General features: G+C 36.6%; 13 protein-coding genes and 1 tRNA gene. 12 read left to right on the forward strand and 2 right to left on the reverse strand.

Going from position 1 to position 17,592, the window contains the following annotated elements:
• Positions 1-8: 8 nt before the first annotated feature.
• From PKC55_RS07775 to PKC55_RS07795, 5 genes are all read left to right on the forward strand, one after another.
• A complete protein-coding gene (locus PKC55_RS07775) occupies positions 9-1,226 on the forward strand; it encodes a bifunctional 3,4-dihydroxy-2-butanone-4-phosphate synthase/GTP cyclohydrolase II (protein WP_135105898.1) in 1,218 nt (405 codons plus the stop codon).
• 53 nt (positions 1,227-1,279) lie between these two features.
• Entirely contained in the window at positions 1,280-2,473 is a 1,194-nt protein-coding gene (locus PKC55_RS07780) for a pyridoxal phosphate-dependent aminotransferase (RefSeq protein ID WP_252639370.1), read from the forward strand.
• 301 nt (positions 2,474-2,774) lie between these two features.
• Positions 2,775-3,845: a glutamine-hydrolyzing carbamoyl-phosphate synthase small subunit gene (gene carA, locus PKC55_RS07785; protein WP_291126780.1), complete on the forward strand. Its 1,071-nt coding sequence runs from the start codon at positions 2,775-2,777 to the stop codon at positions 3,843-3,845.
• Positions 3,846-3,876: 31 nt separating this feature from the next.
• A complete protein-coding gene (carB, locus tag PKC55_RS07790) occupies positions 3,877-7,095 on the forward strand; it encodes a carbamoyl-phosphate synthase (glutamine-hydrolyzing) large subunit (RefSeq protein ID WP_324372572.1) in 3,219 nt (1,072 codons plus the stop codon).
• A gap of 165 nt (positions 7,096-7,260) precedes the next feature.
• Positions 7,261-8,016 carry a hypothetical protein gene (locus PKC55_RS07795; RefSeq protein ID WP_291126778.1) on the forward strand — a complete coding sequence of 252 codons (756 nt, stop codon included), beginning with the start codon at positions 7,261-7,263 and terminating at the stop codon, positions 8,014-8,016.
• A gap of 99 nt (positions 8,017-8,115) precedes the next feature.
• Here the strand turns inward: PKC55_RS07795 and PKC55_RS07800 are convergent, their stop codons facing one another.
• A complete protein-coding gene (locus tag PKC55_RS07800) occupies positions 8,116-9,153 on the reverse strand; it encodes a tyrosine-protein phosphatase (protein ID WP_291126776.1) in 1,038 nt (345 codons plus the stop codon).
• A gap of 297 nt (positions 9,154-9,450) precedes the next feature.
• Between PKC55_RS07800 and PKC55_RS07805 the strand changes: the two genes are divergently transcribed.
• The 6 genes from PKC55_RS07805 to PKC55_RS07830 all read left to right on the forward strand — a co-directional run bounded on the left by PKC55_RS07805 (position 9,451) and on the right by PKC55_RS07830 (position 15,748).
• Entirely contained in the window at positions 9,451-10,254 is an 804-nt protein-coding gene (locus PKC55_RS07805; RefSeq protein ID WP_291027980.1) for a hypothetical protein, read from the forward strand.
• Between the two features lie 347 nt (positions 10,255-10,601).
• On the forward strand, positions 10,602-13,565 hold the full coding sequence (locus PKC55_RS07810) for a PEP/pyruvate-binding domain-containing protein (protein ID WP_291126774.1): 2,964 nt from the start codon (positions 10,602-10,604) through the stop codon (positions 13,563-13,565).
• Between the two features lie 11 nt (positions 13,566-13,576).
• Positions 13,577-13,987 (forward strand): septal ring lytic transglycosylase RlpA family protein, encoded by a 411-nt coding sequence (locus tag PKC55_RS07815; protein WP_291126772.1) that lies wholly within the window; start codon positions 13,577-13,579, stop codon positions 13,985-13,987.
• Positions 13,988-14,098: 111 nt separating this feature from the next.
• Positions 14,099-14,169 (forward strand) — tRNA-Cys (locus tag PKC55_RS07820).
• A 149-nt stretch (positions 14,170-14,318) separates the two neighbouring features.
• Positions 14,319-15,491 carry a site-specific integrase gene (locus PKC55_RS07825; RefSeq protein ID WP_291126770.1) on the forward strand — a complete coding sequence of 391 codons (1,173 nt, stop codon included), beginning with the start codon at positions 14,319-14,321 and terminating at the stop codon, positions 15,489-15,491.
• An 83-nt stretch (positions 15,492-15,574) separates the two neighbouring features.
• Entirely contained in the window at positions 15,575-15,748 is a 174-nt protein-coding gene (locus tag PKC55_RS07830) for a hypothetical protein (RefSeq protein WP_291126768.1), read from the forward strand.
• A gap of 93 nt (positions 15,749-15,841) precedes the next feature.
• Here PKC55_RS07830 and PKC55_RS07835 read toward each other — a convergent pair whose 3' ends face one another.
• Entirely contained in the window at positions 15,842-16,210 is a 369-nt protein-coding gene (locus PKC55_RS07835) for a hypothetical protein (RefSeq protein WP_303888764.1), read from the reverse strand.
• Positions 16,211-17,261: 1,051 nt separating this feature from the next.
• On the opposite strand from PKC55_RS07835, the gene PKC55_RS07840 reads away from it, so the two are divergent.
• The gene (locus PKC55_RS07840; RefSeq protein WP_291126766.1) at positions 17,262-17,588 is read left to right on the forward strand and encodes a helix-turn-helix domain-containing protein; all 327 of its coding nucleotides are present in this window, start codon (positions 17,262-17,264) and stop codon (positions 17,586-17,588) included.
• The last annotated feature ends 4 nt before the right edge of the window (positions 17,589-17,592 follow it).

A 17,592-nucleotide genomic window follows, 5' to 3' on the forward strand; every position in this document is an offset into this window, starting at 1 on the left:
ATATAATAATGGATAAGATTAAACTGGACACAGTAGAAGAAGCAATTGACGAAATTAAAAAAGGCAATTTCGTTATTGTAGTAGACGATGAAGATCGTGAAAACGAAGGCGATTTAATAATTGCAGCAGAAGCAATTACTCCAGAAAAGATAAACTTCATGGAGACACATGCCAGAGGTTTGATTTGCGCTCCGCTGACATCAGAACGCTGTGACGAACTAGATTTACCAATGATGGTGACCAACAATACCTCTATGCATTCTACTCCCTTCACTGTATCAATCGACCTATTGAAAAACGGTGTTACAACAGGGATATCTGCATACGACAGGGCACAAACAATATTGGCTCTAACAAAAAAAGAAACTAAGCCGGAAGACTTTGGGCGTCCGGGACATATATTCCCATTACGTGCTAAAGATAAAGGTGTACTAAGCCGTATTGGACATACAGAAGCAGCTGTAGACCTGGCACGTTTAGCAGGACTATATCCTGCCGGAGTATTGATTGAAATAAAAAAAGAAGATGGTGAAATGGCTCGTCTGCCTGAACTGAGAAAGATGGCAGATGAATACAACCTCAAACTTATATCTGTTGCTGACCTGATACGATACAGGCTCGGAAGAGAGTCTCTTATAGAAAGAGGAGCTAAAGTAAAAATGCCAACTGCATATGGAGATTTTGAACTAATTCCTTTCAAACAAAAAGCAACAGGATTAGAACATGTAGCCATTATAAAAGGGACATGGGATAAAGATGAACCGATACTCGTTCGTGTACACTCATCTTGTATGACTGGCGATATTTTTGGATCGAAACGCTGCGAATGTGGCGAGCAACTTCACAAATCGATGGAGATGATACAAAAAGAAGGAAAAGGGGTTGTCATCTACCTCAATCAGGAAGGTCGCGGCATTGGCTTGATGGCAAAAATGGAAGCATACAAATTACAGGAAGAAGGTTACGATACAGTAGACGCAAACCTACACTTGGGATATCGTGCCGATGAGCGCGATTATGGCGTTGGTGCTGCAATTCTTCGCGACCTAAATGTATGTAAAATGCGCTTACTTACAAATAATCCTGTAAAAAGAAAAGGTTTGGAATCCTTTGGTCTTACTGTTGTAGAAAATGTACCGATCGAAGTTACTCCTAACCAGTATAATGAGTTTTATATGCATACTAAAAAAGAACGTATGGGCCATGACTTACATAATGTAGATTAATCTATTATGTAATTATAGAAATAAGAATATCATATAATCAAAATCGATAGAAAATGACACAAGTATCAGCACGCATAGCGAACCTTTCTGTATCAGAAACTTTAGCAATGTCGCAAAAGAGCAACGAATTGAAGGCTCAAGGAATCAATGTGATCAACCTAAGTGTTGGAGAGCCTGATTTTTATACACCAGATCATATAAAGGCGGCTGCAAAAAAGGCTATTGATGATAATTTTTCATTTTATTCTCCTGTTCCCGGATATCTTTCGTTGCGACAAGCAATAAGCAAAAAGCTGGAGACAGAAAACGGATTGAGTTATAAGCCTGAACAGATTATCTGTTCGAACGGAGCTAAACAAGCAGTTTGCAATGCTGTACTAAGTGTTGTTAATCCGGATGACGAAGTCATTATACCTGCTCCATGCTGGGTAAGCTACATAGAAATGGTAAAACTTGCAGAAGGTAAGAGTATTGTTATACATACAGGTATAGAGCAAAACTTTAAAATAACTCCGGCTGAATTAGAAGCTGCAATTACTCCCAAAACAAGAGCTATAATATTATGCTCTCCTTCTAACCCTACAGGAAGTATATACAGCAAAGCAGAATTGAAAGGCCTGGCTGATGTATTGGCTAAACACCCTAATATAATCATAATCTCTGACGAGATATATGAACATATAAACTATACAGGCAAACACGAAAGTATTGCCCAGTTTGAAAACATAAGGGAAAGAGTAGTAATTATAAACGGAGTATCTAAAGCGTATGCCATGACCGGATGGCGCTTAGGCTGGATGGCCGCCCCACAGTGGATCGCTGCAGCTTGTAATAAGCTACAAGGTCAATACACTTCGGGAGCATCTTCTATTGCTCAGAAAGCAGCAGAGGCAGCATATCTAGGCGGGCAGCAATGTGTGGAAGATATGCGACAGGCTTTTGTACGTCGCCGTGACCTGATCGTAAAACTAGCTTCCGAAATAGAAGGTTTTAAAGTAAACAAACCCGAAGGAGCTTTCTATTTGTTCCCTGAATGCAGCTATTACCTTGGCAAATCATACAACGGAAGATCGATCAAAACATCGGCCGATCTTGCCATGTTCCTTTTAGAAGAAGGACATGTGGCATGTGTTGGCGGACTTGCTTTCGAAGCTGCAAATTATATCCGTTTCTCGTATGCAACATCTGATGAAAATATCATTGAAGCAATGAAACGAGTTAAAGAGACTCTGGCTAAATTAAAATAAATCAATTTATATAGCTAAGAAGTGGAGATAAGTAATTTATCTCCACTTTTTTATTTAAAATAGATCAAGTTTATGAAAAAAGAAAAATTATAATTTCAAAAAGGCACTTTATCTCATTTTTTATACTTAACTTTGTACCTCAGATATTCGCTTGAGATATTTAGAATATTTGAAATAATGAGAAAGAAAAAGATACAATATTTACTATTATAATAAAAGGAACAGATATGACAGATATCCCGTTCCTTTTTTTTTATCTTTGTAAATAGCTTATTTAACCACATATTTATATAAACAAACGATGCATTTAGACAAACCAGTTCAACTAATTCTTGATGACGGAACAATTTTCGAAGGAAAGTCATTCGGCTCTGAAACCGCAAAAGCCGGAGAAGTTGTATTTAGCACTGCAATGGTAGGTTATACAGAAAGCCTTACCGACCCTTCTTATTTAGGTCAGATACTAGTTGTCACATTTCCTCTTGTTGGTAACTACGGGGTTCCCGATGATACACTTACCGACGGAATTTCCGATTTTTACGAATCGGAAAAAGTACAAGTAAGCGGACTCATCGTCTCAGATTACTCGCACGAATACTCTCACTGGAATGCTAAAAAAAGTCTGGGAGACTGGTTAAAAGAGCACGACGTACCGGGTATTTATGGCATTGATACGCGTGAGCTAACAAAGATACTCCGCGAAAAAGGTTCGATGAAGGGAAAAATCGTTTTCAAAGGTGTAAACGAAATTGAGTTTTATGATCCAAATATCGAAAACCAGGTTGCAATAGCGAGTTGCAAAGAAGTGCTGACATACGGCAACGGAGAGAAGAAGGTAGTTCTAGTAGACTGCGGTGTTAAGCATAATATCATACGCAGCTTACTAAAGAGAAACGTAACAGTAATACGCGTGCCTTGGGATTATGACTTCAATCAGTTGGAATGGGATGGATTGTTTATCTCAAATGGTCCCGGCAACCCTGATTTTTGCGAAGAAACTGTAAAGAATATTCGTAAGGCAATGGAAGGAAGCAAACCGATCTGCGGAATATGTATGGGCAACCAGTTGCTTTCTAAAGCAGGCGGAGCAACCATATATAAATTGAAGTATGGACATCGCAGTCATAATCAGCCCGTAAAGATGGTTGACTCAACTCAATGCTTCATCACTTCACAAAACCATGGCTATGCGGTAGCGAATGCGTCATTAAGTGCAGAATGGGAGCCTTTATTTATCAACCTGAATGATGGAACAAACGAAGGTATCAAGCACAAGACTAAACCATTCTTTTCGGCACAGTTTCACCCAGAAGCATGTAGCGGCCCAACAGATACAGCCTTTATTTTCGATTTATTTATTGAAAAATTATAATCCACTATATAAAAAAGCAGCTTAAATGGATATAAATATAGACGTAAAAAAAGTATTAGTCCTTGGTTCGGGTGCATTAAAAATTGGAGAAGCCGGAGAATTTGACTACTCCGGTTCGCAAGCTCTGAAAGCATTGAAAGAGGAAGGAATTGAAACTGTACTTATCAACCCTAATATTGCAACAGTACAAACTTCAGAAGGGAGTGCTGACAAAATATATTTCTTGCCTATTACTCCATACTTTGTTGAGAAAGTTATCAAAAAAGAAAAACCGGATGGAATCCTGTTAGCTTTTGGAGGACAAACAGCACTCAACTGTGGAGTACAACTTTTTCAGGAAGGAATTCTTGAAAAATACAATTTACGAGTTCTCGGAACGCCTGTACAGGCCATCATGGATACTGAAGACCGTGAATTGTTTGTAAAGAAACTAGATCAGATAGATGTAAAAACCATCAAGAGCCATGCCGTTGGCACAATTGAGAATGCAGTAAAGGCAGCTAAAGACTTAGGTTACCCGATCATCATCCGTGCCGCTTATGCCTTAGGCGGATTAGGTTCAGGCTTCTGTGACAATGAACAAGAACTACGAGCTCTTGCCGAAAAGGCCTTCTCTTACTCTTCTCAGATTCTTGTTGAGAAATCGCTCAAGGGTTGGAAAGAGATCGAATACGAGGTGGTTCGTGACAAATATGGCAACTGTATGACTGTTTGTAATATGGAAAACTTTGACCCGCTCGGAATCCATACAGGCGAAAGTATTGTCGTAGCACCATCTCAAACATTGACGAACGATGAATTTCACAAGCTTCGTGAATTATCCATCCGCATAGTAAAACATATAGGCATCGTTGGAGAATGTAACGTACAATTTGCCTTCGATACAGAATCGGAAGATTACAGGGTAATCGAAGTAAATGCACGGCTGAGCCGCTCTTCTGCTCTTGCATCTAAAGCTACAGGATATCCTTTGGCTTTTGTTGCGGCAAAATTAGGTTTGGGATATGGATTGTTCGAATTGAAAAACTCTGTTACAAAATCTACTTGTGCATTCTTCGAACCTGCACTCGACTACATTGTGGTAAAAATACCTCGCTGGGATTTAGGTAAGTTCCATGGAGTATCTAGGGAGATTGGCTCTAGTATGAAATCTGTAGGTGAGATAATGGCAATAGGACGTACATTCGAAGAAGCGATACAAAAAGGTCTTCGTATGATCAATATCGGCATGCACGGATTTGCGGCTAACAAGCCTCTGGAAGTAGATGATCTGGATGAGTCACTCAAAAACCCGACAGATAAACGTATATTCTGCATCGAAGAAGCCTTCAAAAGAGGATATACTGTAGATCAAATCCATGACCTGACTAAAATCGATAATTGGTTCTTACAAAAACTGAAATACATATATCAATGTTCTAAAGAACTTGAAAAATATGACGATGTACAGTCTCTTCCTTTAGATTTACTACACACATCAAAGAAGATGGGATTCTCTGATTTCCAGATAGCTAAGATTGTATGTAAAGAACCAACTCTTGTAGAAAGAGTTCAGCACGATGTGCGCCGTATACGTAAAGAGAACGGAATAGTACCTTGCGTAAAACAAATAGACACATTGGCAGCAGAGTATCCTGCTCAAACAAACTACCTGTATATCACATACAATGGTAGAGAAAACGATGTAAAATACTTAGGGGACCATAAATCTGTGATAGTTCTGGGCTCAGGTGCATACCGCATCGGTTCTTCGGTTGAGTTTGACTGGTGTTCGGTGAATGCCTTGCAAAGTATCCGTAAAGAAGGTTATAGATCGGTAATGATCAACTATAACCCCGAAACGGTCTCTACAGACTATGACATGTGCGACCGCCTATACTTCGATGAACTTACATTTGAACGTGTAATGGATATCATCGAACTCGAAAATCCTCATGGAGTAATACTTTCGGTAGGAGGGCAGATTCCTAACAACCTTGCAATGCGCCTTGACGCAGCTAAGGTAAACATATTGGGAACTACAGCTAAAAGCATCGATAATGCAGAAGACCGCCACAAGTTCTCGAGTATGCTCGACCGCATAGGTGTAGATCAACCTCGCTGGAAAGAACTAACATCTTTGCAAGACATCAAAGGCTTTGTAGACGAAGTTGGATATCCTGTGCTGATACGTCCATCATACGTACTGTCAGGTGCAGCGATGAATGTATGTTCTAACGATCAAGAACTGGAAAACTTCTTAGGGTTGGCAGCCGAAGTTTCGAAGAAACATCCGGTAGTAGTGAGCGAATTTGTTGAAAATGCAAAGGAAATAGAGATAGATGCTGTAGCCAACAAAGGTGAAATCATAATGTACGCAATCTCAGAACACGTAGAGTTTGCCGGAGTTCACTCGGGAGATGCGACAATACAATTCCCTGCTCAACGCCTATATATAGAAACAGTAAGACGCATAAAGAAAGTTGCCCGCAAGGTAGCTGAAGAGTTACAGATATCAGGACCTTTCAATATGCAGTTCTTAGCCAAAGACAATGAGATTAAAGTAATCGAATGTAACTTGCGAGCATCCCGCTCCTTCCCTTTTGTTTCTAAGGTTTTGAAAATAAACTTTATCGAACTGGCTACCCAAGTCATGCTTGGCAAAAAAGTGGAGAAACCGAACAAGAATGATTTCGATCTTGACTATGTGGGAATCAAAGCTTCTCAGTTCTCTTTCTCACGTCTGCAAAAGGCCGACCCTGTATTAGGAGTGGATATGGCTTCGACCGGAGAAGTAGGTTGTATCGGTGATAACTTCTACGATGCCATGCTTAAATCAATGCTGTCTGTAGGTTACAAGATTCCGAAAAAGACTGTATTGTTCTCAACCGGCCCGGCTAAATCGAAAGTAGAGTTGCTCCAAGCTGCAAAACTTCTACACCAAAAAGGATATGAATTATATGCAACCGGAGGTTCACAGCGATTCCTTGTAGAAAACGGAATTCCTGCAACTCAGGTATTTTGGCCAAATGACAATCAACAGCCAAATGCATTGGAAATGATACACAACAAGCAGATCGACCTAGTCGTAAATATTCCTAAGAATTTTACAACCAGTGAGCTTGACAATGGTTACAAAATCCGTCGTGCAGCGATAGACTTTAACGTACCATTGCTTACCAACTCGCGCCTTGCATCAGCTTTTATACAGGCATTTTGTAAAATGAATGTGGATGAGCTTGAAATTAAAGCTTGGAATGAATATGATTAATTGATCTGAATTGACAAATATTAGAATAGCCTGACTATAAAATCAGGCTATTTCTTTTTGGTCTTTTCATTCAAATGAATCATCACACAAATAAATGTTTTACAACCAATACTAAACTTTTAAAACTACCGTTCATAATATATTATTTTTTAGAATCTGACATATATGAAAAAAACTCTTGTCCTTGTTCTCTTTAGTTTACTTTGTCTGAATTTTAGCATCGATGCCCAAACAAAAAAGTTGATTATAGAGATAAATTCCATACAATCGAAAGAAGTAGTTAATCTGAAATATAATTCAAAAAATCAATTAATATATATCGAAGAAAAAGGGCCGATTATTTTTCGGGAATTCACTCTAAAATATGACAAAAATGGGAAGCTAGCCGAATGTCTTATAAACAGAGATAGAGGCGAAGCTATTAACAATTCAAAATTTATGTATGATAATAACGAATACATTACCGAAGAAGTTAAAAGTAGCGGCAAACAGCTCCGTAAAATAACAGAATATAATAAGATTTATACAGATAATTCAGATAGATTGAGTAAAACAACATTTGAAGATGGGAATCTATGGGAAATGTTTTCGTACGACAATCACAATAATCTTGTAAAATATTCAGTTCACTCAATTTCGGGTAAAGAAGATATAGTGGTTGATTACTCTTTTGATACGAAGAAATCTATCTTTTCCAGCATAGAAGGTTTACCCCTCTGGTTTTGGACATTACATATGAATAATATGAAATGGTGTAGCGACTTTTTAGGTCATAATAATGCTATTGAGGCTACTACACTAGACTCGAGGTTTGGAACTGACACCAAAGACATTACATACGAGTATGATGCTGAGAACTATCCTATTAAACAATACTATGATGGAGTATTAGCCAAAGAATTCAAATACAAAGCTATTTAAAGAGAAAGAAGTGAGTTAAATGTAATTTCAATATTCTCGTCATGTTCAACGGAGTGAAACATCTCCGACTACATCGACTTTTATACCAGCGTCTTTTTATCAAAATAAATACAACTCACGCATTTTTTCAATATCCACATTCAGAATATTCTTCAAAAACGCATCTATTGTACCATGCTCTTTTTTAATCGTATCTAAGCCTGATTTCAAAAATTCAGGTTTGACCTCAAATAAAGACTTCAATGCCGGAGAGGCATTTTTATATTCGGCATATTTATCTGCTAAGTAGAAATTAGAAAGTAAGTAGTCGTCCAATATAGTTTCTTCATCTACACCCAAAGACGATAATACAAGAGCTGCCGCCATACCTGTACGGTCTTTCCCGGCAGAGCAATGAAACATAAGAGGAACATTTTCTTCATTTTCAAGCAAGCTGAACAACTTTCGGTATCTGTCTATACATATCGGATCTGTAACCAAAAGAGTATTCATTCCTTTCATCAGGGTGTCCGCTTCATCTACTGAAAGCTTATACAAATCATCTTTAGAAGTTGCTACAGTCATAAGATTACCGGGACTTATACACAAGGGATAGTTCTGTTTTATCGAAACCGGATTTTTATCAGGAGCTTGCATCATTTCTTTTTCAGACCTGAAGTCTACGATAGAAACCAAAGGAATAGAAGCCAGATAAGCCAAGTCTACATCATTCAGATTATGAAGATCATCTGAGCGAAATATTTTACCCCATTTCACGCGACGACCGTCTTGTGTTTTGTAACCTCCTAAATCTCTAAAATTATATCCTCCAGCCATTGGCAAATGTTGCTCGGATAATACAACTTTTTCGTTGGCTGTGACTAACACAAAGTAGTACCTTGTTGGGTCTGATATAGTCAAGGGAAAAACACCCCTCCCCTGCCCTTTTGCTATTGGTTGGGTATAATCAATATCTTCAAGCGAAGTTCCTGCAAAGAGTGACCATTCGTCAGAAAAATCAATTTTTAATGATGCTGACTTTGATATTTTATCTCTAATTATTGATGTATATTTTGTTATGCCCGACTCAAAATATTGAATACTATCTAACTCTCCTCTTTCTTCATTCGATGCAATCGCAAATCTATCCAAAGTCATAAAATATCAGTTTATCGATTTATCTTATCTATTTTATGCAAGTTAATCAAAATACCGCTGGGCATAATTATTGTTTTCACATTATTAACTGATTGTTAAATTATATTATATATCACGCTGATCACAAGCTGGAATTACATAGCACGAAACCCTTGGGAATAGGTCTGTAGAAGTAATAAGAAAGAAGAAATTAATCATTACTAAACATATAATAAAAAGTTAAAATAATATTTCATATTAAACCTCAAGAAGTTATATACATCTAAGTATCATGAAACAATTAAAAATCGAAAGATTATGAAAAGGTTATTTTTATCATTAGCTATATTGGCTTTTACTTCGCTAACAATAGTTAGTGCACAAGAAGGAAGGCGTAGTAAACGGGGATTTTCTTTACCGCAGGAATTAAACTTAACTTCCGAACAGCAACAAAAAGTGGATTCTGCTAATAATGAATTCAGAGCGAAAATCTCGGATTTGAGAAGTAATTCAAATATTTCGAAAGAAGATAGAAGGACTAAAATTAAAGAACTAAGAAGAGAACACCGTGATGCTATAAACAACATTCTGACTCCTGAACAGCAAACAAAGTTGAAAGAACTGCAAAGCAAAAGGGAGAAGGAAATGAGTATGAGAGGCAAAAGGCACGACAGGCAAAGAGAATTAGCAATACAATACAAGAAGGACTTGAAGGACCTCAACCTTACGAATGAACAAAAGCAACAAATAAGAGCAATAAATGAAAACTACAGAACCAAATCGAAAGAACTAGCGATACAACATCGTGAAGATTTGAATAAAATCTATACTCCTGAGCAACAAAGCAAATTAAGAGATATCAGAAAAGATTTCTCAAAGGACAAAACTCCTACTTATGGAAGTAGAAAAGGCATAAAATTAGATAATGCCAGTGTGGAAAAATTAAATGCTTTAAAAGAAAACTACATTAAAGAAAAAAAAGCTATAGAAATGAGCCGCATTGCTCCGGCTGCCCAAAAACAAAAGCTATCTGATTTGCGTGAAAATTTCAGAAAAGAAAGACGTCAGATACTTGCAGATGCACAAAAGGAAAAGGCTAATAAACAAAATACTCCGGCATAACACATAATACAAAAACTATTTCAATATTCGTAAAACGTCAACTTACTGTTGGCGTTTTTATCTTATATATATACCACCGGATTATTGAATTGCGAGAAAGTTCACAAAGAATAATGAGAATATTTTATAAAAAGCACAAAAGGTATCAGACAATTAATGAAACAATATCAAAAGTGTTACTTTTGTCACCTTTTCGACAGTATAATCTAGATATCAACCATTTACAAACAATAATATTTGTCACCTTTTGTGAAGATATACCTCCGAATTGTAAACTTTTGAAGCAAACCGCTAAAAAGTAAGCGCTGCTTGATTATATTTGTTCTCTTAATTGATAAAACCATGACATGGAGAAATTACCCGATATAAAAGCTTTCCGATTCAAGGATACATCTTTTGCCAATCTGATGACTAAACGTATTTTTAATGTCTTGTTGATAGCAACGAAATACGATTCGTTTATGTTGGAGGATGATGGGCGTATTGATGAACAGATATTTAATGAATATACATCACTTAATCTAAACTATCCGCCTCGTTTTACTCAGGTATATTCAGAAGATGAGGCCATACGGAAAATAAGTGAAAATCATTATGAACTGATCATTCAGATGCCAAACATGGATGATACGGATATATTCTCTACAGCAAAGCATATAAAAGAATTATATCCTGAAACACCATTCATTGTACTTACGCCTTTCTCTAAAGAAGTATCAAAAAGACTATCGTCGGAAGACTTATCGGGTGTTGATTACGTGTTTAGCTGGCTTGGCAACCCCGATCTCTTATTGGCTATAATCAAGCTAATAGAAGATAGTATGAATGTAGAACATGACACAGAGAGTGTAGGTGTACAAGTTATACTCCTCATCGAAGACTCTGTACGGTTTTACTCTTCGGCATTACCCACTCTGTTCAAAATTGTAATGGAGGCATCAAAAGAATTCTCGAAAGAGGCTTTGAACGAACACCAGCAAATGTTGCGTATGCGTGGACGCCCTAAAATTATGCTGGCTCGTACCTTCGAAGAAGCTGTTGACATCTATAAGAAATACTATAACAACATCTTAGGCGTTATTACCGATATGAGTTATGCTCATGGCGGGACAAAGGATAAGTTAGCCGGCTACAATTTTGTAAAATGGATGCGGAAGCAACGGCGATTTGCTCCGGTAGTTTTCACCTCATCAGAAGTTAAGAACAAAGCTTATGCTGATGAGTTAGGGTGTAGTTTTATTGATAAGAATTCAAAGAGTTTTCCTCGGGATTTGAAAAAGCAGGTGGTCAACAATTTCGGATTTGGAGATTTTATTATAATAGATCCTGAGACCGGAAATGAGATTATGCGAATACGCAACCTGAAGGATATGCAGAAAAACATATTCAATATTCCGGATGCATCGATAGAGTACCACCTGTCACACGATCATTTTTCCCGTTTTTTCTATTCCAGAGCCATGTTCCCTTTGGCTGAGTGGCTAAAGCGTATTGCGGTTACAGATTTTAGCAGTATGGAAGAGGCTCGTCAGATTATATACGATATGATAATAAAATATCGTAAGGTTAAGAACTCGGGAATAGTTGCCACATTCGACAAAGATCGCTTCGATGAGTTTTCTAACTTTGCCCGAATGGGTGACGGCTCTATAGGCGGCAAAGGACGTAGTATTGCTTTTATTGATAATATAATAAAGGAACACTTAGAGTTAAATGAGGATAACAAGATTTCGGTCAAGATTCCTCGTACAGTAGTATTATGCACCGACATTTTTGATGAGTTCATGGAGACCAACGACCTGTATCCAATAGCATTATCAGACAAGTCGGATGATGAAATATTAAGATGTTTCTTTCGAGCGGGCTTACCGGATCGCCTTATCGAAGATTTCATGGTCTTTCTGGATGCAATAGACGCTCCAATTGCCGTACGCTCTTCCAGTCTGCTTGAAGACTCGCACTATCAGCCTTTTGCGGGAGTATATTCAACTTACATGATTCCTTTGATGAAAGACAAGTATGATACACTCGGATTGCTTAGCAAGGCTATAAAAGCGGTATATGCTTCTGTTTTTTACAAAGACAGCAAAACTTATATGACTGCAACACAGAACCTGATAGATCAGGAAAAAATGGCAATAGTGATACAAGAGGCAGTGGGGACTAATTACGAAGATCATTTTTATCCAACTATATCAGGTGTTGCTCGATCATTGAATTTTTACCCTATAGGGAATGAACGACCCGAAGAAGGTATAGCCAACATTGTATTAGGTTTGGGTAAATACATTGTAGAAGGAGGTTCGAATCTGCGTTTCTCACCGGCACATCCACACAATATTGTACAGCTGAGTTCCGTAGATTTGGCCTTAAGAGATACTCAACGCTTTTTTTACGCTTTGGACACAAAGAATATTCAAAAGGAATTTACAACGAATGATGGTTTTAACCTTTTGAAGCTAAATATAAAAGATGCAGAAAAAGATGGCTCTATAAAATATATATCATCGACATACGACCCTGTTGATCAGGTTATATATGATGGATATTATGATAGTGGTCGAAAGATAATATCGTTTGCAAACGTTTTACAGCATAATGTTTTCCCTCTTGCTGAAATTCTACAGCAAGTTTTAAAAATTGGACAATCGGAAATGGGACGTGCTGTAGAGATAGAATTTGCTGTAGATCTGAAAGAAAAAGGAGAAGGGATATTTTATCTGTTGCAAATAAGACCAATAGTACAAAATAAAGAATTGCAGATTGAAGATTTGTCTCGGATAAAACCGGAGGATGAGATATTACACTCGAATAATGCTTTAGGCCACGGAGTTATAAGTGATGTGCATGATATTATCTACGTGAAAACAGAGAATTTCAATGCAGCTAACAACACAAAAATAGCGACAGAGATTGATAAACTGAATGCTGAATTTTTGGAGAAAGAGAAAAACTACATACTGGTAGGTCCCGGAAGATGGGGAAGCAGTGATTCTTGGCTAGGTATTCCGGTTAAATGGCCTCAAATATCGAATGCTCAGGTGTTAGTTGAGCTTACCTTGGATAACTATAAAATAGAGCCAAGTCAGGGTACTCATTTCTTTCAGAACCTGACATCTTTTGGCGTTGGATATTTCTCTATCAATCCGTTCACATCTAAAGATGGATTGTTTGATGAAGATTATCTGAATAAACAACCTGCGGTCTTCGAAACTGATTATATACGACATGTTCAGTTTCTAAATCCGATGGTTATAAAGATAAATGGAAAAAAGAACATTGGAACCGTACTGAAACCCGAACAAATATAAATTAATTGTTTATGAGAATAATAATTGGGATAATCTTACTTCTATCTTTTGTTGCTATTGGGCTGAAGGCTCAAAATGTAGGGCTTGCAACTTATTATGGCAAGAAATTTAATAACAGGAAGACAGCCAGTGGCGAAATATACAAAAAAGACAGCATGGTTTGTGCCCATCGAACATATCCTTTTGGCTCTCTATTGAAAGTAAAGAGTTTAAAGAATGATAAAGAAATAATTGTCAAGGTTATCGACCGAGGTCCTTTTAGGAAGAAATGCATAATAGATTTATCATATGCTGCAGCGAAAGAGCTCGATATGGTACATCATGGTTTGATGAAAGTAGAGGTGTCGGAATATATTAAACCGATTCAAGATACCATTAAGCCGGATAGCATCGCTATGATAAAAAATCCGCTTGTAGAGTGATACTGAGTGTTAGATATTTAGTATATTGGGAGGTAAAATTTGCGATTAATCACACAAAAAATCTTGTATCTTGAATAAAATATTATATCTTTGCAGTCGCTAACTCAAAATGGTTCCTTGGCCGAGTGGTTAGGCACCGGTCTGCAAAACCGTCTACGGCGGTTCGAATCCGCCAGGAACCTCTGGATATGTTGAAGGAATAGAAAGAAAAATTCTATTCCTTCTCTTTTTCAAAGACTTACGTCCTCTGTGGTGGAAGGACTAAAAGGATAAATTTCATAGATTTTCAGCTTTTGTTGTACAATTGTTAGACTAAAAAACGATGTGCAACATGAAAGCAACCCTAAAAATTCTTCTCCGTAAAAACTATGTTACAAAAGAAGGTAAACGTCAAGTTTGTCTTCGTTATACAGCTTACAGACAATGTACTTTTATCGGATTGAATATTTCTGTTTTACCCCAGCATTGGAGTGAAAAGAGATTAGCTGTATTATCTGGCGATGAACGCTTCCTTTTCTATAATGAACTAATTAAAAAGATGTACCATAAAGCAGATGGTATTATAATTGAGAATTATTTAAAGCCTCTCCCCGTCTGTGAATTTATAAGTAAGCTAAAAGATCAAAATTATGGCAATACCGATTTCTATGTTTTCATTGAAAAAGAAATAGAGTTGTTAAAGGCGTCCCGTGCATCAGGAACAATTTCTAACTACAATAAACTTATCAATACCATGAAAGAATGGAAACCAAGCCTTTCTTTCAGCGAAATTACCTTGGAGTATATTCAACTTTATCATAACCACGAAATAGAAGTAGGCAATCAACTATCTACCATCTATAAGAAACATGCTAACTTTAAGTTTCTCATAGGTCTTGCTATTGATAAAGAAATGATAAAAAAAAACCCTTATGATAAATTTGAGATAAAGAAAAGTATCAAAGCGCAGAATAATGATGTCCTGACAGAAGAAGAATTACAGAAGCTACAAACAGCCTACGATGAAGATAAATACAAAGAAGGCAAGAACGAAGTTTTACGCGAATTTTTATTTAGTTGTTATACCTCTTTATCCTTTGCCGAATTTTCAGAAGTGACATACGGCGATTTAAAACTCATTAAACTCAAATCTAAAGAAGCATATCCCTTGCTATGCAATGAACGTACAAAGACGAATATACCCTACAAAATACCTATTGTTTCGCCTATTGTTGTCAGACTACTTGAGAATGGAGAATCCTTTCAAAAGATATTCGATCCTCTGACTAATCAACCGACTAACCGATACCTAAAAGAGATCATGAAAGACCTCAAAATCAATAAAACAATGACATTTCATCGTGCTAGGCATAGCTTCCGAACCATAGCAGCTAAAAAGGGGATTAGGGACAGTATCGCCGAGCGTATAATGGGACACGCTGAAGGAAACGATATCAAAGACATCTATACCCATCTGCAAGATGAAGATATTGTACAGGAAATGTTGGATAAGTGGGTGGTATAATATCAACGATCAATCACATAAACAACACTAAATAATTGATATATAGACTATTGATTTATTTTATTAAACGATAAGAAGTGATTATGGGAAATCAACAAGAAAATAGCATCATGAATCAAGGACTCTCAGAACTAGGATTAGCTTCTGAAAAGGATTTATTGCTATTTTTCATAAAAGACAAAGAGAAACATAATTCTTTACTTGAAGTTTGGTTACAACTAGAAAAAGTACAACTTTACAGGGCAGATGCTGTTTAAAAAAAGGCATTAAGGATAACGAATATATACCACAAATATATATTTATAACATCACTTCTTTAATGCTAGCAGAAGAAAGTATCTGACTGAAATTCATAAGAATGTATGGACAGGTGGAGATATTCCTTTGTGATCTGTCAGATAATAATGATATACGTTTCCTTCTATATATCCACCGTCAATCAATATTCGCTTTAAGGTTCGATTTTCGTAAATCTTATTGCCTACATAGTCTGTGGTCTTTGATTGGGTCAATGCTGTCGTATTGATTCCCGAACCGATAACCGGGGTTGTAGAATAGTTTGGATTCCATTTCTGAACAACTTTCAGTTTTTGTCCTCCTGCCGAATATGTATATTCGTTCCTTGCCTCCGCAACGGGACTCTTAATATCCATCTGCTTTGGCAAATTTAAAGAATTGTATTGAATCTCTGTTATTCCTTTGTTTAAAACTTTTGTCATCGCCCGTTAGCATTGTAGGTATATTCAAAATAATTTATGTCGTGCTGGACTCCCTTCTTTGACATTACCCTTTAGGAAGATTTGTTAATTTTCATTGAATGATATAATAGCGGGTAAATACCCGCTATTATTATATGCCATTAAACCACTTATTCTCACTGAACATTCGGCTCCAGAAACTGATTTTTTTATATCTAAAACTTATACTTCACGCCTAACATATGTCCGTTGCTCTGAGGACCTAGACTCTTTTGATATTCAAACCCTAAATTGTGATAGAATATTCCTCCTCCAATTCCAACATAATGACAATAGGATATTTCTCTTCTAACCCTGAATTCTAAGTATGTCCGGCGGCTAATTTTTAGAAAATTTGCCACTTCGCCATTTGTCAAGAAACGTTCTCCATTTAATAAGGGACGATTGGTACTGGCTAATACTTCTATTTTATTAAGTAAGGCGTCAAGTGTATAAAAAACAGAACAGTCTCCTCACTATTCTCTGTTATTATATAACTATTTATAATAGTTTTAACATAGAGTAATTAATGTATTTTCTTTATCCTCTTGTCTATAGTATATTTTATTTCCAATCTGACTGTAGGGTATTATTCCTTTATTTCGATAAGATTGTAAAATCCGCTTTGATATATTTTAACATCTGACAAGCCTCTTGACTATCTAACCATTTTTCAATACTCTGTTATTTGTATGGCTAAATAAATAATCGACCTTACTCGTAAAAGATTTGAAGCGATCAATAATAGCTTTTAGAGTATTTTCTTCAATCATAAAAATTTTCATATTCAACTGTTTTATTGTTCACAAAACAAAAATAATTCACATGAAATAGTTTTGTCTCGATACCGATTGTTATGGAAACTTATGGCTCCGATTTAGCATAGTTTGGCTCTTTAATATTGAAATTGATGTGATGATAATGATACTATAAAAAAAATATTAGCGACTCGCTAGCGAGTTTGAAATACTGATTTTCGGATTATTCCATATTTGCAATATCAAAATATGCAATTGAAGTAATAGATATATTTATGTTTATAGAAAGAGAACTCTTTGAAAAGAAGCTCGGATATATAATCAAGCGGCTGGATAAAATAGATAAAACACTGGCAAACATGGCTAAGCAGCGATGTTATCTTGACGGCGAACTACTTTATGACAATTATGATCTGTGTAAATTGCTTAATATCAGCAAACGGACATTGCAGCGATATCGCTCGTCGGGAGAATTGCCATACCACACCCTATATCAAAAGACATTTTATAAGGAGTCGGATATCAGTAATTTTATACGCCTGAATTTTGGAAAAGACAAAGGAAACGATTTGTTTGATTTAGAAGAAAGGGTTGATACTTAAGTTA

The organism is Dysgonomonas sp. (assembly GCF_035323175.1).
Lineage (GTDB): Bacteria > Bacteroidota > Bacteroidia > Bacteroidales > Dysgonomonadaceae > Dysgonomonas.